This is a genomic window from Lysinibacillus sp. SGAir0095 (assembly GCF_005491425.1).
GTDB lineage: Bacteria > Bacillota > Bacilli > Bacillales_A > Planococcaceae > Ureibacillus.
The window spans coordinates 3,975,295-3,994,746 of the sequence record NZ_CP028083.1; the positions used below are offsets into that span (position 1 = coordinate 3,975,295).

At 38.7% G+C, this 19,452-nt stretch carries 15 protein-coding genes; all 15 read right to left on the reverse strand.

Annotated features, from left to right (window positions below; translation table 11 throughout):
- Positions 1–10 precede the first annotated feature (10 nt).
- A complete protein-coding gene (gene rplW / locus C1N55_RS19595; RefSeq protein WP_036200753.1) occupies positions 11–295 on the reverse strand; it encodes a 50S ribosomal protein L23 in 285 nt (94 codons plus the stop codon).
- Positions 295–918: a 50S ribosomal protein L4 gene (rplD, locus tag C1N55_RS19600; protein WP_137730338.1), complete on the reverse strand. Its 624-nt coding sequence runs from the start codon at positions 916–918 to the stop codon at positions 295–297. Before rplD ends, rplW begins: the two co-directional genes overlap by 1 nt.
- 26 nt (positions 919–944) lie before the next feature.
- The gene (gene rplC / locus C1N55_RS19605; RefSeq protein WP_137730339.1) at positions 945–1,574 is read right to left on the reverse strand and encodes a 50S ribosomal protein L3; all 630 of its coding nucleotides are present in this window, start codon (positions 1,572–1,574) and stop codon (positions 945–947) included.
- A gap of 47 nt (positions 1,575–1,621) precedes the next feature.
- Positions 1,622–1,930, reverse strand: coding sequence for a 30S ribosomal protein S10 (gene rpsJ / locus C1N55_RS19610; RefSeq protein ID WP_036172433.1), 309 nt, complete (start codon positions 1,928–1,930; stop codon positions 1,622–1,624).
- 397 nt (positions 1,931–2,327) lie between these two features.
- Positions 2,328–4,307, reverse strand: coding sequence for an FtsX-like permease family protein (locus C1N55_RS19615; protein ID WP_137730340.1), 1,980 nt, complete (start codon positions 4,305–4,307; stop codon positions 2,328–2,330).
- Entirely contained in the window at positions 4,297–5,058 is a 762-nt protein-coding gene (locus C1N55_RS19620) for an ABC transporter ATP-binding protein (RefSeq protein ID WP_137730341.1), read from the reverse strand. The genes C1N55_RS19615 and C1N55_RS19620 overlap by 11 nt, the downstream gene beginning before the upstream one ends.
- Positions 5,059–5,160: 102 nt before the next feature.
- Positions 5,161–6,180: a sensor histidine kinase gene (locus tag C1N55_RS19625; protein WP_137730342.1), complete on the reverse strand. Its 1,020-nt coding sequence runs from the start codon at positions 6,178–6,180 to the stop codon at positions 5,161–5,163.
- Positions 6,181–6,189: 9 nt separating this feature from the next.
- A complete protein-coding gene (locus C1N55_RS19630; RefSeq protein ID WP_137730343.1) occupies positions 6,190–6,873 on the reverse strand; it encodes a response regulator transcription factor in 684 nt (227 codons plus the stop codon).
- Positions 6,874–7,035: 162 nt separating this feature from the next.
- On the reverse strand, positions 7,036–8,223 hold the full coding sequence (tuf, locus tag C1N55_RS19635) for an elongation factor Tu (RefSeq protein ID WP_137730344.1): 1,188 nt from the start codon (positions 8,221–8,223) through the stop codon (positions 7,036–7,038).
- Positions 8,224–8,351: 128 nt separating this feature from the next.
- Positions 8,352–10,430: an elongation factor G gene (fusA, locus tag C1N55_RS19640; RefSeq protein WP_137730345.1), complete on the reverse strand. Its 2,079-nt coding sequence runs from the start codon at positions 10,428–10,430 to the stop codon at positions 8,352–8,354.
- 93 nt (positions 10,431–10,523) lie between these two features.
- Entirely contained in the window at positions 10,524–10,994 is a 471-nt protein-coding gene (gene rpsG, locus C1N55_RS19645; RefSeq protein ID WP_137730346.1) for a 30S ribosomal protein S7, read from the reverse strand.
- Positions 10,995–11,143: 149 nt separating this feature from the next.
- A complete protein-coding gene (gene rpsL, locus C1N55_RS19650; protein ID WP_036200765.1) occupies positions 11,144–11,563 on the reverse strand; it encodes a 30S ribosomal protein S12 in 420 nt (139 codons plus the stop codon).
- Positions 11,564–11,660: 97 nt separating this feature from the next.
- Positions 11,661–11,912 (reverse strand): ribosomal L7Ae/L30e/S12e/Gadd45 family protein, encoded by a 252-nt coding sequence (locus C1N55_RS19655; protein ID WP_107932285.1) that lies wholly within the window; start codon positions 11,910–11,912, stop codon positions 11,661–11,663.
- Between the two features lie 152 nt (positions 11,913–12,064).
- Complete coding sequence (gene rpoC / locus C1N55_RS19660; RefSeq protein ID WP_137730347.1) at positions 12,065–15,748, reverse strand: DNA-directed RNA polymerase subunit beta'; 3,684 nt, start codon at positions 15,746–15,748, stop codon at positions 12,065–12,067.
- A 123-nt stretch (positions 15,749–15,871) separates the two neighbouring features.
- Positions 15,872–19,435 carry a DNA-directed RNA polymerase subunit beta gene (gene rpoB, locus C1N55_RS19665; protein WP_205758493.1) on the reverse strand — a complete coding sequence of 1,188 codons (3,564 nt, stop codon included), beginning with the start codon at positions 19,433–19,435 and terminating at the stop codon, positions 15,872–15,874.
- Between the last annotated feature and the right edge of the window lie 17 nt (positions 19,436–19,452).

Consider the following 19,452-nt stretch of genomic DNA (forward strand, 5'->3'; position numbering starts at 1 on the left):
TTGTCGGAAATTAGATATCAAAAATTTCGATTTCTTTGCTATCAGCAGTTAATTTAACGATTGCTTTACGACGTTTGTTAGTGTATCCGCCGAATTTACCAACACGTTTAAATTTACCTTTGTAGTTCATGATGTTAACTTTATCAACTGTTACGCCAAAGATTTCTTGTACAGCATCTTTAACTTGAGTTTTGTTAGCGCGAACATCAACTTCAAAAGTGTATTTTTTCTCAGCCATAAGCTCAGAAGAACGCTCAGTAATGACCGGACGTTTTAGAATATCACGTGCTTCCATTATCCAAGCACCTCCTCAACTTTTTCTACAGCAGCTTTTGTGAATACAACTTTTTCGTGACCTAAAAGATCAAGAACGTTGATTCCAGAAGCCGTTAAAACAGTTACGCCAGGGATGTTACGAGCAGATAATGCTACGTTTTCATCTAATTCAGCTGTAACGAATAAAGCTTTCTTTTCGATGTTTAGGTTACCTAAAATCGCTTTGAAATCTTTTGTTTTTGGTGCAGCTAATTGCAATGCATCAAGAACTAATAAGTTTTGTTCTCCAACTTTAGCTGATAAAGCTGATTTAAGAGCTAAACGACGAACTTTTTTCGGTAATTTGTAGCTGTAGCTACGTGGAGTTGGACCGAATACAGTACCACCGCCACGCCATTGTGGAGAGCGGATAGAACCTTGACGAGCACGACCAGTTCCTTTTTGGCGCCATGGTTTACGTCCACCACCAGCAACTTCAGAACGGTTTTTAACTTTATGATTACCTTGACGTAGAGAAGCGCGTTGTGCTACTACTGCGTCGAATAATACTGCTTCATTTGGCTCAATACCGAATACTAAATCGTTTAATTCGATTTCACCTACAGAAGCGCCTGTTTGACTAAGTACAGATACTTTTGTCATTCCTGTTTCCTCCTTTCTTCGAGAAATTATTTAGATTTTACAGCAGTTTTCACTGTAACTAATGCTTTACGAGAACCAGGAACATTACCTTTAACAAGTAGTAAGTTACGCTCAGCATCTACTTTTACGATTTCGATGTTTTGGATTGTAACTACATTTCCACCCATTTGACCAGGTAAATTCTTTTGTTTGAATACGCGGTTCGGAGCAACTGGACCCATTGAACCAGGACGACGGTGGTAACGAGAACCGTGGGCCATAGGACCACGAGATTGTCCGTGGCGTTTAATAACACCCTGGAAACCTTTACCTTTAGTAACACCTGTTACATCTACTACATCGCCTTCTGCGAAAATTTCTACTTTGACTTCTTGACCAACCTCGTACTCTTCCACACTTACGTTGCGGAATTCACGAATGAAGCGCTTAGGAGCAGTATTCGCTTTTGCTACGTGACCTTGTTCTGGTTTGTTAGAAAGCTTTACGCGCTTGTCTTCGAAACCAACTTGAATTGCTTCGTAACCGTCTGTTTCAACAGTTTTCTTTTGAAGAACTACGTTTGGAGTAGCTTCGATAACTGTTACAGGGATTAAATCACCATTCTCAGCGAAAACTTGTGTCATACCAACTTTTCTACCTAAGATTCCTTTAGCCATTTGTCACACCTCCTGTGATTATTAAAAAATTCTATTTGTTTTTACCATTAAAGTTTGATTTCAATATCAACGCCAGATGGTAAATCAAGTTTCATTAACGCATCAACAGTTTGTGGTGTTGGGTTAATGATGTCGATTAAACGTTTATGCGTACGCATTTCGAATTGTTCACGAGAATCTTTGTACTTGTGAACCGCACGAAGAATTGTGTACACAGATTTTTCAGTTGGTAACGGAATCGGACCTGATACACTAGCACCTGAACGTTTAGCAGTTTCCACAATTTTCTCAGCAGATTGATCTAAAACACGGTGATCATACGCTTTTAAACGGATACGAATCTTTTGTTTTGCCATAATTTTCCCTCCTTTTTTTCGCCTAATTACTAGACATTCTCCACGAAAATTTCCCACACACTCGCCATGGCAAAGCGGCCGGGTGTGTCGGCAACCTCCCGCTTCATCGCAGTCAAAGACCAACATTCAACATTATATACAATAAAAAAAGAATAAGCAAGTGTTTTTGCTAAATTCTTTTCAATTGTCGTCTTTTATACTTCGCTTTTCTACATAATGTTTCAAAGCCTTTATTAGTATATAAGAAATCTTATACTATATCAAACATTTCTTCATACTTTATAAGTGGTAATTTGAGTTCCGATTCCTTTAATATGTAAAATCGCTTCCCGTTTGTGCAGGAAGCGATTTATTATACTATTCAAATATCTTACCTATATAAATAGAGTTTCTTCTATTATAATGATTCTCTTACTACCTTCTTATAGTATTGTATTGAAAGGATCGCAAATACTGCATACATGATTATATAAAGAGTCATTATAATAACTAACGGTGCAACCAGCTCTGTACCAAATAGCCACCAGCCAGATTTTACTGCAAAGTAACTGTGTAATAAACCAATAGCTAATGGTACCCCAAAATTAAATAATTGTTTTGCGTAAATTCCCTTTAATAGATCATTTGTCGAAAATCCGATCTTACGAAGAGTTTTGTAAGATTCTCTTTCATCCTCTGCTTCTGCCATTTGTTTAAAGTACAGGATACTGCCTGTAGTTAGTAAAAAGGCAAGTCCTAAAAAGGCCGTAACAAAGATGGTTAATCCTAAGGATGTAATATTTCTTTTTCTTATTTCTTCATAGGATTGCAAGGCAAAGCTATAATTATTTTCTTCTGCAATCACTATAGTTCTTTCATCTTCTAGATCTTTATAAATCTCTTCAGCTTGGTCCTTATCTTGCTCATCGATAAGATTTATACCTATTTGAGAAGTGTATTTAGTTTCTTGTAGACTTTTTAACTTTATCTCTTCAAATACTTCATCCGTTACTACTAATATTGGACTTCCGAATGTTACTTGTTCTGATAGCATAAAATCTTCTCGTATTTCTTTGATATATAACGGTACCTCGGTCTCGCCTGCTTTAACTGTAATTTCTTTTCCGGCTTTTAGGGGCAATATCTCGGCCAAGACATTAACATAGCTGGTTAATAAAGCTTCCCCTTCCGCGAGCTGTACATCCGGTTCTACTTGGTGTAATTGACTTAAAGAAACAACGGTAGTTTCCGATTCTCCTTCAAATAAAGTAATTTCTTCTAAATGATCCGATACCAAATCCCTAATATTAAGCATTACACTCGAAATGCTATATGTGTCTTGTTCGAATTCGATTCCTTTACTCTCTAATTGCTCTATAAACTCGGTACCTTTGTTGTTTAATAGAATATAGTCATATGGTGATGACTGTCTGGCATTTGTTCCTGAGGAATAGTATGAAATATAAGATAAACTCATTATTCCCACTGCTAATCCCGTTAATAGTGTGATGAGTGTAAGTGATTTCGAATTTCCTTTCATTCGATGCATAATAGGCGTTACTGCTAATACATCCGTTACTTTCAAATGACCTTTCTTTTTTGCACGTATCCCATTCATTACAAGCGAAACAGAATAACGGAAGAAAAGGAATGTACCTAACATAGTGGCAGCTAATATGATAATCATGTTTAAAAACAAATTATTTAAGATTCCTGATTTAACATCAAATAAAATTGTTGAAAAATAATATCCAAAGGCAATTAAAAGCAACCCTATTAACCCCATCACTGATTGGAAGATACTAAATCGTTTCACTCGCTCATCAGCTCTTTTTGAAGCACTAAACAAAGATAATAATGAAACTCGTCGTACCATCCAGACTAGCTGCAAGATAATTACTACTAATAGAATCGCGAAGATTGTAACCGATTGTTTGAATGCTTCCTGGGAAAAGGATAGATTGATCACCATATCAATCTCCAACATTTTAATTAGAATCATGGCAAATAATCGGGAACTTAAAAAGCCAAAAATCATTCCTATACAAACTGCTAATACAAATAGAACAATATTTTCTAATGCAATTAAACGAACAACTAATCCCTTTGTCATTCCGATTAGTTGATATAGACCAATCTCTTTACTTCTTCTTTTCATGAAAAGTTGGCTTGCGTAAAGAACAAACAACGTAATAATTACATATAAAATATAGCTTGCAGCACTGAAACCTGCATTTGCTGTTCCACTTCGTTCTAGTGCCTCAGTTACACTCGGATTATATTGTAATGTGGTAAAGGAAAAGCACAGCGTCACACTAAAAATAAGAGCAAAGAAGTATAAATAATACTGCTTGAGGTTCTTTCGCATACTTCGGAAAACTAATCGACTAAGCGTCATAACCATCACCACCTAGTACACTTTGCGTACTCATAATTTGTTGGAAAAATTGTTGTCTAGTTTTATCGCCTCTATAAAGTTCAGTGTAGATTGCACCATCCTTTAAAAATAGCACCCGTGAACAGAAACTTGCAGCAACCGAGTCATGTGTTACCATCATGATTGTAACTGATTTTTGTTGATTTATTTTTTCTAAATTCGTTAATAATGCTGTCGCCGATTTTGAATCCAGGGCACCTGTAGGCTCGTCGGCGAACACTAAGGCAGGGTTTGTTATTAAGGCACGCGCAGCTGAAGTTCTTTGCTTCTGTCCCCCTGACGCTTCATTTGGATATTTATTTAGGATATCTTCAATTCCTAGTAAACCGACAATCTCCTTCAACCGACTTTCCGCAACTGCTCTTGGCAGCTTACTAATAGAAAATGGTAGTAAAATGTTCTCTTTCATTGTTAACGTATCGAGTAGATTATAATCTTGGAAGATGAACCCTAGCTGTTCACGTCTAAATCGAGCAAGTTCCTTTTCTTTCATCCCATTCAAGCTTTGGCCATTGATTTCTACCACGCCTTCTGTTGGGTGATCAATCGAGCATAATACATTTAATAGAGTTGTTTTACCTGATCCAGATGGCCCCATGATTCCAACAAATTCACCTTTACTTACTTCTATATCAATACCTTTTAGTACCTCTTGTGCTGTTGATTTTTTTCCATATATTTTTCTTATCTTTCTACCAACTAAAACCGACACTTCATCATTCTCCCCTTTCTTTAATTATCTTCATTGTACAGCTGATATATTCTTTCTACCTCCGATTTAAATGACAAAAATAAAGGGTAGGTGACAATTTTGTCATCTACCGAAACTATTTTGATATTCATTTTGTAATGGGAGTTTTAATGTGAAAACTGACCCTTTATTTAACTCGGAATTAACTAATATCGCAATTCCAAGACTTTCACAAGCCTTTTGTGCTAAATAAAGACCCATCCCCGTTGATTGTACAGATTCACGCCCTATTGTCCCAGTGTATGACTTTTGGAAGATTCGAGGTAAATCTTCAGGGCGTATACCGATTCCAAAGTCTTTAAAGTGCAGAAGCAAGTGACCTGCATCGTCTATTTCCGTGTATATATTGATTTCACTGTTTTCTCGGCTATATTTTATAGCATTTGAAAGAATTTGACGTACGATAAAGGATAGCCATTTCTTGTCTGAAATAGTCTCCTGCACTAACACGTCTATCTGAAAACCAATCCCTTTATCCATACACCATGACTGAAATTCGCGTATTTCTTTGAAGACGACAGATTTCAAGGCAACTTTCTCTAAACGATTATCCTTTTCAATCGAAGCTAACCTTGTGTGATGTAATTGTTGATCCAATAACAAATGTGTTCTCATCCATTCATTCTCAAGCCTAGAGCGAAGCTTGAGATCCTCTACCTGCTCGATCATCAGCTTCATCGCTGTAAGTGGTGCTTTCATTTCATGTACCCAGGCGAGTTGAGCTTCCGTATCCTCCAGTAGCTGTACTCTAGATTGATTCAATAGATTTTCTTTTTGTTCAATAACATTTAGGAGCTCCTCAAAATATTTCCGTTGAAAAGGTGTAAGAGAAGTGTTTTCTGAATATAAGAACTCTATTGGATTCGACAAATTTCCCAGGAAATGAGCTAACCCTTGAGTTTCTTTAATGTACCGCCAAATTAAGAAGAATAGTACCAACATTAGCGTGATTATATTAAAATAACTAACCGATATCCCAGAGAAACCCGCATCTAAAAAGAATAGTATATTAATAAATAAGAGTAAAATGAAGATAAAAGTTATCCATGCCCAACGCTCTTTTAAAAACAATAGAAAAAACATTTGTCACCTCTATAATGTAATGGCCATATAACCAAGGCCCTTTTTCGTTACAATAGCATCCTTTAAACCTATCTCTTCAAGTTTGATACGTAAACGATTTACATTGACCGTTAACGTGTTATCGTTAACGAAGCGCTCATCATCCCAAAGTTTGCGCATCAATTCATCCCTTGCAACAACTTTATCTACCTGTTGTAAAAGCAATCTTAGTATAAAGAGCTCATTTTTCGTCAGCTCACATGATTTACTGTCTAACAGGACAATCCCTTTACTATAGTCTACCGTTGCACTATTCCATCGAATGAGCTCTGGTTGTTCTTCAGTATAATCATATGTGCGTCGTAAAATAGCTTGTACCTTCGCTAACAAAACATCCATATTAAAGGGCTTCTGTATAAAGTCGTCTGCTCCCATCTGCATGGCCATCACCATATCCATTGGATGATCCCGAGAAGATAAAAATAGGATAGGCACTTTGGAGATCGTACGAATTTCCCTGCACCAGTGGAATCCATCATATGCGGGTAATTGTATATCAATAATGACTAACTGTGGTTTTTCTTCGATAAAATAATCCATCACTTTTTGAAAGTCGGGAGGGCCAATGATTTGCATTTGCCAGCTAATAAAGCGTTCCTGAATCATTTCAAAAATTGATTGATTATCTTCAATTAAAAGTACCTTGGTTAACATATCACCACTCCTCTTACCTATTGTAACATTGAGAGTAATCTTTAAGGGAAAATTTTACAACATTAATTCTATTATAGGTAGGTTTGCGTATTGTTTTTCATAAAAAAAACCAATTCGCGAGCGTCCCCACGAATTGGTCGAAAGTTTAAGTTATAAACTTTATTATTTTTGGATTGAAGCTACTACTCCAGCTCCAACAGTACGGCCACCCTCACGGATAGAGAATTTAGTACCTTCTTCAAGAGCGATTGGAGAGATTAACTCAACGTTCATTTCGATGTTGTCACCAGGCATAACCATTTCTACGCCTTCTGGTAAGTTGATAACACCAGTTACGTCAGTTGTACGGAAGTAGAACTGAGGACGGTAGTTAGAGAAGAATGGAGTGTGACGTCCACCTTCTTCTTTTGATAAAACGTAAACTTCTGCTTTGAAAGTAGTGTGTGGAGTGATTGAGCCTGGTTTAGCTAATACTTGTCCACGTTGGATATCTTCACGAGCAACCCCACGAAGTAAAGCACCGATGTTGTCACCAGCTTCAGCATAGTCTAATAATTTACGGAACATTTCTACACCAGTTACAGTTGTAGATTTAGCTTCTTCGTCGATACCAACGATTTCTACTACGTCACCAACTTTAACTTGACCGCGTTCTACACGACCAGTAGCAACTGTACCACGACCAGTGATAGAGAATACGTCCTCTACTGGCATCATGAATGGTTTGTCAGTTTGACGTTCTGGAGTTGGGATATACTCGTCAACAGCGTTCATTAATTCAACGATTTTTTCTTCCCATTCTGCTTCACCTTCAAGAGCTTTAAGAGCAGAACCTTTGATTACTGGTAGATCGTCGCCTGGGAATTCGTATTCAGAAAGTAAATCACGTACTTCCATTTCTACTAATTCTAATAATTCTTCGTCATCAACCATATCACATTTGTTTAAGAATACTACTAAGTAAGGTACACCTACTTGACGTGATAAAAGGATGTGCTCACGAGTTTGTGGCATTGGACCATCAGCAGCAGATACTACTAAGATACCGCCGTCCATTTGAGCAGCACCAGTGATCATGTTTTTAACATAGTCAGCGTGTCCTGGGCAGTCAACGTGTGCATAGTGACGAGCTTCAGTTTCATATTCTACGTGAGAAGTGTTGATTGTGATACCACGTTCTTTTTCTTCTGGAGCGTTATCGATATCAGCGTATGATTTAGCTTCTCCACCCATTTTTTTTGAAAGAACTGTAGCGATTGCTGCAGTTAATGTAGTTTTACCATGGTCAACGTGTCCGATTGTACCAATGTTAGCATGCGTTTTCGAACGGTCAAATTTTTCTTTAGCCATTAGAGTTAGCCTCCTAAATATGAGTTTATTATTTTTTTATGTTATAACTGCTGGCTGAAAAGGGCCCTTATCAGCCAGTCAATCATAGCTTACAAATTATTTATACTTGATACAAGATGAAATTTCAATTATTCACCTTTATTTTTTTTGATGATTTCTTCAGAAATCGATTTTGGTACATCTTCATAGTGATCGAATACCATTGAGAATACACCACGACCTTGTGTTGCAGAACGTAATGTAGTCGCATATCCGAACATTTCAGCAAGTGGAACCATTGCACGAACAACTTGTGCGTTACCGCGAGCTTCCATACCTTCTACACGTCCACGACGAGAAGTGATGTTACCCATGATATCACCAAGATATTCTTCAGGAATTACTACTTCTACTTTCATAATAGGTTCTAAAAGAACTGGGCTACATTTAGAAGCCGCTGCTTTAAGAGCCATAGATGCAGCGATTTTGAAGGCCATTTCGTTTGAATCGACATCATGGTAAGAACCATCATATAATTTCGCTTTAATGTCGATTAATGGATAACCAGCAATTACACCACGGTCAAGTGAGTCACGAAGACCCGCTTCAACAGCTGGAATGTATTCACGTGGTACAACCCCACCAACTACTGCGTTTTCAAATTCAAAACCTTTACCTTCTTCATTTGGAGAGAATTCAATCCAAACGTCACCGTATTGTCCACGACCACCAGATTGGCGAGTGAATTTACCTTGTACTGCAGCTGAACCACGGAAAGTTTCACGGTAAGAAACCTGTGGAGCACCCACGTTAGCTTCTACTTTGAACTCACGTTTCATACGGTCAACTAAGATATCAAGGTGAAGCTCACCCATACCAGAGATGATTGTTTGACCAGTTTCTTGGTCAGTATGTGCACGGAAAGTTGGATCTTCTTCTTGAAGTTTTTGTAAAGCTTGTCCCATTTTATCTTGGTCAGCTTTAGATTTTGGTTCTACAGATAAAGAGATAACTGGTTCTGGGAATTCCATAGACTCTAGAATAACAAGATTTTTCTCTTCGCAAAGAGTGTCTCCAGTAGTAGTATCTTTAAGACCTACAGCAGCAGCGATATCTCCAGAGAATACTTTCGAAATTTCTTCACGAGAGTTAGCGTGCATTTGCAGGATACGACCTACACGTTCACGTTTACCTTTTGTAGAGTTTTGTACGTATGATCCTGATTCTAATACACCAGAATACACACGGAAGAATGTTAACTTACCAACATAAGGGTCAGTCATTACTTTGAATGCTAATGCTGAGAATGGCTCTGCATCGTCAGAATGACGTACAATTTCTTCACCAGTGTCAGGATCGATACCTTTAATTGCTTCTACATCAGTTGGAGCTGGTAGATAGTCAATTACAGCATCAAGCATTAATTGAACACCTTTGTTTTTAAATGCTGTACCACAAATAACTGGGTAGAATTGTACAGATAGTGTAGCTTTACGGATACCAGCTTTAAGCTCTTCAACAGTGATTTCTTCACCAGCGAAGTATTTCTCCATAAGATCTTCATCTAATTCTGCAACTGCTTCAATTAGTTTTTCGCGGTATTCTTCAGCTTGCGCTTTATATTCTTCTGGAATTTCACGCTCTTGGATATCAGTACCAAGGTCGTTACCATAGAAAATAGCTTTCATTTCAACTAAATCGATAATTGCTTCGAACGCATCTTCAGCACCGATTGCTAATTGAATTGGGTGAGCGTTAGCTTGTAGACGATCATGAAGAGTACCTACCGAATACAGGAAGTCTGCACCAATTTTATCCATTTTGTTAACGAATACAATACGTGGAACTCCGTAAGTTGTAGCTTGACGCCATACAGTTTCAGTTTGTGGCTCAACACCTGATTGAGCATCAAGTACTGTTACTGCACCATCAAGTACACGTAAAGAACGTTCAACCTCTACAGTGAAGTCTACGTGTCCTGGTGTATCGATGATGTTAACACGGTTACCTTTCCATGAAGCTGTTGTCGCAGCAGAAGTGATAGTAATACCACGTTCTTGCTCTTGTTCCATCCAGTCCATTTGAGAAGCACCTTCGTGAGTTTCACCGATTTTGTGAATCTTACCAGTGTAATAAAGGATACGCTCAGTTGTTGTTGTTTTACCAGCATCAATGTGAGCCATGATCCCAATATTACGTGTATTCTCTAGTGAGAATTCGCGTTTCATAGGAAATTTCTCCTTCCATATTGGGTGTTACTATTGTTTGAATATATATTTAAATCTACGTACTAGCCAGCAGCTAGCACGTAGTCTAAAATACTACCAACGATAGTGTGCGAATGCTTTGTTTGCTTCTGCCATTTTGTGCATATCTTCGCGTTTTTTAACTGAAGCACCAGTGTTGTTAGATGCATCAAGAATTTCGTTAGCTAAACGCTCTTCCATAGTTTTTTCACCACGAAGACGAGAATAGTTAACTAAATAACGAAGACCTAAAGTAACACGACGTTCTGGACGAACTTCAACTGGTACTTGGTAGTTTGAACCACCAACACGGCGAGCACGTACTTCAAGAACTGGCATAATGTTGTTTAAAGCAGCTTCGAATACTTCGATTGGATTGTTGCCAGAACGTTCTTGAACTAATTGGAACGCACCGTATAAAATCTTTTCAGAAGTACCTCTTTTACCATCAATCATCATTTTGTTGATTAAACGAGTTACTAGTTTCGAATTATAAATTGGATCTGGTAACACGTCACGTTTGGAAACAGGACCTTTACGAGGCATGTGTTTTCCTCCTTTCGAAAATTATCTATTTTATATAATTAAATTGCCGTTTGTACTTTATACTTAGAATTAAAACCGTGGCCACGATTCATATGAATTCCAATCTACATACAAATAACAAAGGCTAGTTTGTCTTTTAGGAAACTAAATTATTTTTTCTCTTTTGGACGTTTTGTACCGTATAGAGAACGTGATTGCATACGGCCGTTTACACCAGCAGTATCAAGAGCACCACGTACGATATGGTAACGTACCCCTGGTAAGTCTTTTACTCGTCCACCGCGGATTAATACTACGCTGTGTTCTTGTAAGTTGTGACCTTCACCAGGAATGTAAGCTGTAACTTCAATTTGGTTAGTTAAGCGTACACGAGCATATTTACGTAACGCTGAGTTTGGTTTTTTAGGTGTCATAGTACCAACACGTGTACAAACACCACGTTTTTGTGGAGAGTTAACATCTGTTAAAGATTTTTTAAAGCTGTTATATCCCTTATTTAACGCTGGTGAATTTGATTTCGTAGTTTTGGATTTACGAGGCTTACGTACCAATTGGTTAATTGTAGGCATCGGTTTTTCCTCCCTTCATTTATTCCTTTTTAATACCACACATCCAGGTGGTTCATTTTTAGGGTAAAAACAAAGTCTTTGTGTTTTTACACAAAAACTAACTTGCAGCGATTGCAACAACCGCAGCTCCAACGTGAATACCACAAGCTTTGCCAAGTTCTTTTTTAGACTCAACGAGACTCACTGGTACGCCGACTTCTTTTGCAAGAATAACCACTGGATCGGTTACCCAATTGTCTGCATCGAGTGCAACAAAGAGTTCTGTAACTTGACCAGCCCGGATTGCTTTCACTGCTTGCTTTGTACCTATGATTGTTTTACTAGCCTGCTTCACTCTTTCATAAGACATTTTCATATCCTCCAAAGTACAGACAGTTAACTATCAACCTTAAGTATATTAACACTATCAATTTAAACTGTCAAATATTTTATTAAAATTCTCTTGGGAGAAGAGTAGATCTCCCAAGGAATTTTTAATTTTCATTTAAATAAAATGAATAATTATTCTGCGGAAGTAAGTTCTTCCATTTCTTCTGCTTCTTCGATACGAATTTGACGGTAACGTTGCATACCAGTACCAGCTGGAACTAGTTTACCGATAATTACGTTTTCTTTCAGACCTAGAAGCTCATCACGCTTACCTTTAATTGCAGCATCCGTTAACACACGAGTTGTTTCTTGGAATGATGCAGCAGATAGGAATGATTCCGTTTCAAGAGACGCTTTCGTAATACCAAGGATAACAGGACGACAAGTTGCCGGCGCCTTACCGCTTAGAATTACATCTTTGTTTGCCTCAGAGAATTGGTGAATATCTAATAATGAGCCAGGTAATAAATCTGTATCCCCCGCTTCAATTACACGAACTTTACGAAGCATTTGGCGTACCATTACTTCGATATGTTTGTCTCCAATTTCTACCCCTTGCATACGGTATACTTTTTGTACTTCTTTTAATAGGTATTCTTGAACAGTGGCAACGTCCTTAACTTTTAATAATTGTTTAGGATCGATAGAACCCTCTGATAGAGTTTGTCCGGGTTTAATCTCGTCTCCAAGTTGTACTTTTAAGCGAGCATTATATGGCGCTTGGTACTTACGAGTTTCGATTTCACCTTGGATTGTAATTTCTTTCAAGCCTTCACGGATTTCCTCAATTTCAGAAACTTTACCAGAGATTTCAGAGATTACCGCTTGCCCTTTAGGATTACGCGACTCAAAAATCTCTTGGATACGTGGAAGACCTTGTGTAATATCATTACCAGCTACCCCACCAGTATGGAATGTACGCATTGTTAACTGCGTACCAGGCTCACCGATTGATTGAGCAGCAATAATACCTACCGCTTCCCCAACTTCAACCTCTTCCCCTGTTGCTAGGTTAATACCATAACATTTTTTACATACTCCGTGTTTTGTATTACACGTGAATGCTGAACGAATTGTCACTTCTGTAATACCTGCATCTTCAATAACACGAGCAATATCTTGAGTGATTAATTCGTCACGATTTAAAATGACAGCACCAGTTTCTGGGTGGTAAATTGTTTTCTTCGTATGACGACCGATAATACGCTCATCTAATGTTTCAATAACTTCTGTACCTTCCATTAAGGCACCGATAGTTAGACCACGATCCGTTCCACAATCGTCTTCGCGGACGATAACATCTTGTGCTACGTCTACTAAACGACGAGTTAAGTAACCTGAATCGGCTGTTTTTAATGCTGTATCGGCAAGACCTTTACGAGCACCGTGAGTAGAGATGAAGTATTCCAATACTGTTAAACCTTCACGGAATGAAGATTTGATCGGAAGTTCGATAATACGACCAGCCGGGTTGGCCATTAATCCACGCATACCTGCAAGCTGAGTAAAGTTGGATGCATTACCACGGGCACCAGAGTCACTCATCATGAAGATTGGGTTTGTATCCGGTAAAGAGTCCATCAGTTTAGACTGAATTTCATCTTTCGCAGCAGACCAACTTGAAATGACGCGATCATAACGTTCTTCCTCCGTAATTAAACCACGGCGGAATTGAACCATTACTTTATCTACTTTTTTCTGTGCTTCTTCTAGGATTCCGCCTTTTTCTGGTAATACCACGATATCTGAAATCGCAACTGTAATACCGGCTTTAGTTGAATATTTAAATCCTAGGTCTTTCATACGGTCAAGCATTTTAGAAGTTTCTGTAATATGGAATTCTTTAAATACTTCTGCAATGATATTACCTAAGAATTTCTTGCGGAATGGGCTAATTGTTTTAACAGAAGTAAAGTGTTTCACTAACACTGCGCGACGCTCAGCCTCAACTTTTTCACTATCCGAAAGTTCGTTGTATCCTTCAGATTCTTTAAGCTGTTGTAATGTTTCTTCATCTATTGTTAAAGATGCAAAGTATTGTTCTGGCGTTTTTTGCTCTAAATTCACAGATGTTGGTTCATTAATGTAAGGGAATGATTCAGGAAGAATTTCGTTGAAAATCACCTTACCAACCGTTGTTAATAAGAACTGGTTATTTTGCTCTTCAGTAAACGTTGGATTGTTTAATGAACTTGCTTTAACGGCAATACGAGTGTGTAAATGTACATTACCTGTTTGGTATGCAATTAACACTTCATCTGTACCATAAAAAACAGAACCTTCACCACGTGCGCCTTCACGCTCAAGAGTTAAGTAATAGTTACCTAATACCATATCCTGAGATGGCGTAACAACCGGTTTACCATCTTTCGGGTTTAAGATGTTTTGAGCAGCTAACATAAGTAAACGAGCTTCCGCTTGTGCTTCAGCTGATAATGGGACGTGGACCGCCATTTGGTCACCATCGAAGTCAGCGTTATAAGCTGTACATACTAATGGATGAAGACGAATCGCACGGCCTTCTACTAATGTAGGCTCGAAAGCTTGGATACCAAGTCTGTGAAGCGTCGGTGCACGGTTAAGCAACACTGGATGCTCACGGATAACATCTTCTAAAACGTCCCAAACTTCGTTGTGCATACGTTCAATTTTGCGTTTCGCACTCTTAATGTTATGGGCAAGACCACGTTCAACAAGCTCTTTCATAACAAAAGGCTTGAATAACTCGATCGCCATTTCTTTTGGAAGACCACATTGGTACATTTTTAAGTTTGGACCTACTACGATAACGGAACGACCAGAATAGTCTACACGTTTACCAAGTAAGTTTTGACGGAAACGACCTTGTTTCCCTTTTAGCATATGTGAAAGGGATTTTAAAGGACGGTTACCTGGACCTGTTACCGGACGACCACGACGACCATTGTCGATTAGCGCGTCTACGGCTTCTTGTAGCATACGTTTTTCGTTTTGAACGATGATGCTTGGAGCACCAAGGTCAAGAAGACGTTTTAAACGGTTGTTACGGTTAATAACACGACGGTATAAATCGTTTAAGTCAGAAGTTGCAAAACGACCACCATCTAATTGCACCATTGGACGAAGCTCTGGTGGAATAACAGGAAGTACATCTAAAATCATCCATTCTGGTTTGTTACCGGAATTACGGAATGATTCAATTACTTCAAGGCGTTTAATCGCACGAGTACGACGTTGACCTTGAGCAGATTTTAGTTCTTCTTTTAATGTATTTGTCTCGCCCTCTAGATCAATTGCTTCTAAAAGCTTTTTAATCGCCTCTGCACCCATTGCCGCTTCGAAAGTAGCACCGAATTTTTCACGGTATGCGCGATATTCTTTTTCAGATAAAAGTTGTTTTTTATCTAAGCTAGTATCGCCTGCTTCGATTACAACATATGAGGCAAAATAGATTACTTCTTCCAATGCACGAGGTGACATATCAAGGATAAGTCCCATACGGCTTGGAATACCTTTAAAGTACCAAATATGTGATACAGGTGCTGCAAGTTCAATGTGACCCATACGTTCACGACGAACTTTCGCACGAGTTACTTCAACACCACATCGGTCACAAACTACACCTTTATAGCGAACACGTTTGTATTTACCGCAGTGACATTCCCAGTCTTTTGTAGGTCCGAAAATGCGTTCACAGAACAGACCATCTTTTTCTGGTTTTAACGTACGATAGTTAATTGTTTCAGGTTTTTTTACTTCTCCATAAGACCAAGAACGAATCTTGTCTGGTGAAGCTAAACCAATTTTCATATATTCAAATTCATTAACGTCTATCAAGGAGCCTACCTCCCTTTAGTATAAGTCCTCTAACGACTTTTCGAAGCTCAACAATTAATTCATTTATTTATAGTTAAAAATCGGGCAGGCAGAATGTTCTTCCTCCTGCCCGATGCAATAAGACTACTCTACAGACTCAACAGCATCTTCTTTTTCACTAGCAGGTAAAATATTTAGTGCATCAGTTGGTTGAAGCTCATCTTCGTCATCTAAATCACGAAGTTCAACTTCTTCGTCATTGATTGTTAACATTTTTACATCTAAACCTAGTGATTGAAGCTCTTTGATTAATACTTTGAAAGACTCTGGAACGCCTGGTTCTGGAACACTTTCACCTTTAACAATTGCCTCATAAGTTTTTACGCGTCCAACAACATCATCTGATTTGATCGTTAAGATTTCTTGAAGTGTGTAAGCAGCACCGTATGCTTCAAGTGCCCATACCTCCATCTCACCAAAACGTTGTCCACCAAACTGCGCTTTACCACCAAGTGGTTGTTGTGTAACAAGCGAGTAAGGACCTGTTGAACGAGCGTGAAGTTTATCGTCAACCATGTGGGCTAATTTGATCATGTACATGATCCCAACAGATACACGGTTATCTAATGGTTCACCCGAGCGACCATCATAAAGAATTGTCTTACCATCACGGTTCATACCTGCTTCTTCCATCGTTTCCCAAACATCTTGTTCATTGGCACCATCAAATACTGGTGAAGCCATATGAAGACCTAAGTAACGAGCCGCCATACCTAAGTGAAGCTCTAATACTTGTCCGATGTTCATACGAGATGGTACCCCTAGTGGGTTTAACATGATATCAACAGGTGTTCCGTCTGGCATAAACGGCATATCTTCCTCAGGTAAGATACGTGAGATTACCCCTTTGTTACCGTGACGTCCGGCCATTTTGTCCCCAACGCGGATTTTACGTTTTTGAACAATATAAGCACGTACTAATTGGTTAACACCTGGTGGTAACTCATCGCCATCTTCACGATTGAAGACTTTAACATCTAGTACAATACCGCCTGCTCCATGAGGTACGCGTAGAGATGTATCACGAACTTCACGAGCTTTCTCACCAAAGATAGCATGTAGTAAACGTTCTTCTGCCGTTAACTCAGTTACTCCCTTAGGTGTTACCTTACCTACTAAAATGTCGCCGTCGCGAACTTCCGCACCAATACGGATAATTCCACGATCATCTAGGTTACGAAGAGCGTCTTCACCTACGTTTGGAATATCGCGAGTGATTTCTTCAGGCCCTAGTTTTGTATCACGAGATTCTGACTCATATTCTTCAATATGAACAGATGTATATACATCATCTTTAACAAGACGTTCATTCATAATTACAGCATCTTCATAGTTAAACCCTTCCCAAGTCATGAAGGCAACTAATACGTTACGACCAAGTGCAAGTTCACCAAGTTCCATAGAAGGACCATCAGCTAAAATATCTTTTGGTTTAACGCGATCGCCAACTTTAACAATTGGGCGTTGGTTAATGGAAGTACCGTGGTTAGAACGAGTGAATTTTTGAAGTTTGTACTTCGTTAATTCACCTTTAACTTCTTTACCATCAATTTCTTCAATACGACGTACGTGAATTGAGCGAGCTTCTACATGTTCAACAATTCCGTGGAACTTGTTAACTACAGCAGCCCCTGAATCACGCGCATCTACGTGCTCCATACCAGTACCAACGAAAGGTGCCTCAGGGTTTAATAATGGAACTGCTTGACGTTGCATGTTCGCACCCATTAATGCACGGTTTGAGTCATCGTTTTCTAAGAATGGGATACATGCTGTCGCTGCAGAAACAACTTGTTTAGGTGATACGTCCATGTAGTCAACACGATCTCTTTTGAAAACAGTGTTATCCCCACGGAAACGCCCTAAAACTTCTTCGTTTACAAATGAACCATCAGGATTTAATAGTGAATTTGCTTGCCCAACGATATAGTTATCTTCTTCATCAGCAGTTAAGTAATCAATATGCTCAGTTACTTTACCTGTTTCAGGATCCACACGACGGTACGGTGTTTCAATAAAACCAAATTTGTTAACCTTCGCAAATGATGATAATGAGTTAATTAACCCGATGTTCGGACCCTCCGGTGTCTCGATTGGACACATACGACCATAGTGAGAGTAGTGAACGTCACGCACTTCCATACCAGCACGTTCACGAGTTAAACCACCTGGCCCTAATGCAGAAAGACGACGTTTGTGTGTTAACTCTGCTAATGGGTTTGTTTGGTCCATGAATTGCGATAATTGAGAGCTACCGAAGAACTCTTTAATTGAAGCAATAACAGGACGAATATTGATTAATTGTTGAGGTACGATAGACGCTGTGTCGTTAATAGACATACGTTCACGTACAACACGTTCCATACGAGATAAACCGATACGGAATTGGTTTTGTAACAGTTCACCAACTGAACGTAAGCGACGGTTACCTAAATGGTCGATATCATCTGTATTTCCTACGCCATATAATAAGTTGAAGAAATATGACATTGAAGCAATCACGTCAGCAGGCGTGATATTTTTCACTTCTTCATCAATATAAGCATTTGAAATAATGTTGATCTCTTTTTGCGCTTCATCATTTGGTGCGTAGATTTTAATTGATTGGATTGTTACGTCCTCTTCTAATACACCACCTACTTGCGATAATGTACGGAAGCCGATTCCATTTTCTAAATAAGGAATAATACGATCCAAATTACGGCGGTCCAATGTTGTACCCGCTTCAACTAAAATTTCTCCTGTTTCAGGATCCACAAGAGTTTCAGCAATCGTTTGGTTGAACAAACGATTTTTAATATGAAGCTTTTTGTTCATTTTATAGCGTCCAACGTTTGCTAAATCATAGCGTTTAGCATCGAAGAAACGAGAATATAATAAGCTTTTTGCACTTTCAACCGTTGGTGGTTCACCAGGACGAAGACGCTCATAGATTTCTAAAAGCGCTTTTTCAGTGCTATCAGTATTATCTTTTTCAAGCGTATTGCGTAGATACTCATTATCACCAAGAATATCGATGATTTCTTGATCTGAGCCGAATCCTAGCGCACGCAATAATACTGTAACTGGTAATTTACGTGTACGATCAATTCGTACGTAAACTACGTCTTTCGCATCTGTTTCGTACTCTAACCAAGCACCACGGTTTGGAATTACAGTAGCACCAAAGCCTTTTTTACCGTTCTTATCAGTTTTATCATGGAAGTAAACGCTTGGAGAACGAACTAATTGTGAAACAATTACACGTTCGGCACCGTTAATAACAAATGTGCCTGTTTCTGTCATCAAAGGGAAATCCCCCATGAAAACATCTTGCTCTTTCACTTCATCTGTTTCTTTGTTGTGGAGACGTACCTTTACACGCAATGGTGCTGCATAAGTAACGTCACGTTCTTTACATTCATCCACATCATATTTAGGTTCACCTAAACTGTAATCGATGAATTCAAGTGAAAGATTACCTGTAAAATCTTCGATTGGAGAAATGTCGCGGAACATCTCACGCAACCCTTCTTCAAGGAACCACTCGTAAGATGCTGTTTGAATCTCAATTAAATTCGGAAGCTCCAGCACCTCTTTAATACGCGCAAAGCTTCTACGCTGGCGGTGTTGTCCGTACTGAACTAGTTGACCTGTCAACTCATTCACCCCTCATTAAAGCGATA

What these genes read in the sequence shown, in the direction of transcription:
- rplW (WP_036200753.1), bottom strand. Translation starts at nt 295, where the DNA reads ATGGAAGCACGTGATATTCTAAAACGTCCGGTCATTACTGAGCGTTCT.
- rplD (WP_137730338.1), bottom strand. Translation starts at nt 918, where the DNA reads ATGACAAAAGTATCTGTACTTAGTCAAACAGGCGCTTCTGTAGGTGAA.
- rplC (WP_137730339.1), bottom strand. Translation starts at nt 1,574, where the DNA reads ATGGCTAAAGGAATCTTAGGTAGAAAAGTTGGTATGACACAAGTTTTC.
- rpsJ (WP_036172433.1), bottom strand. Translation starts at nt 1,930, where the DNA reads ATGGCAAAACAAAAGATTCGTATCCGTTTAAAAGCGTATGATCACCGT.
- C1N55_RS19615 (WP_137730340.1), bottom strand. Translation starts at nt 4,307, where the DNA reads ATGACGCTTAGTCGATTAGTTTTCCGAAGTATGCGAAAGAACCTCAAG.
- C1N55_RS19625 (WP_137730342.1), bottom strand. Translation starts at nt 6,180, where the DNA reads ATGTTTTTTCTATTGTTTTTAAAAGAGCGTTGGGCATGGATAACTTTT.
- C1N55_RS19630 (WP_137730343.1), bottom strand. Translation starts at nt 6,873, where the DNA reads ATGTTAACCAAGGTACTTTTAATTGAAGATAATCAATCAATTTTTGAA.
- tuf (WP_137730344.1), bottom strand. Translation starts at nt 8,223, where the DNA reads ATGGCTAAAGAAAAATTTGACCGTTCGAAAACGCATGCTAACATTGGT.
- fusA (WP_137730345.1), bottom strand. Translation starts at nt 10,430, where the DNA reads ATGAAACGCGAATTCTCACTAGAGAATACACGTAATATTGGGATCATG.
- rpsG (WP_137730346.1), bottom strand. Translation starts at nt 10,994, where the DNA reads ATGCCTCGTAAAGGTCCTGTTTCCAAACGTGACGTGTTACCAGATCCA.
- rpsL (WP_036200765.1), bottom strand. Translation starts at nt 11,563, where the DNA reads ATGCCTACAATTAACCAATTGGTACGTAAGCCTCGTAAATCCAAAACT.
- C1N55_RS19655 (WP_107932285.1), bottom strand. Translation starts at nt 11,912, where the DNA reads ATGTCTTATGAAAGAGTGAAGCAGGCTAGTAAAACAATCATAGGTACA.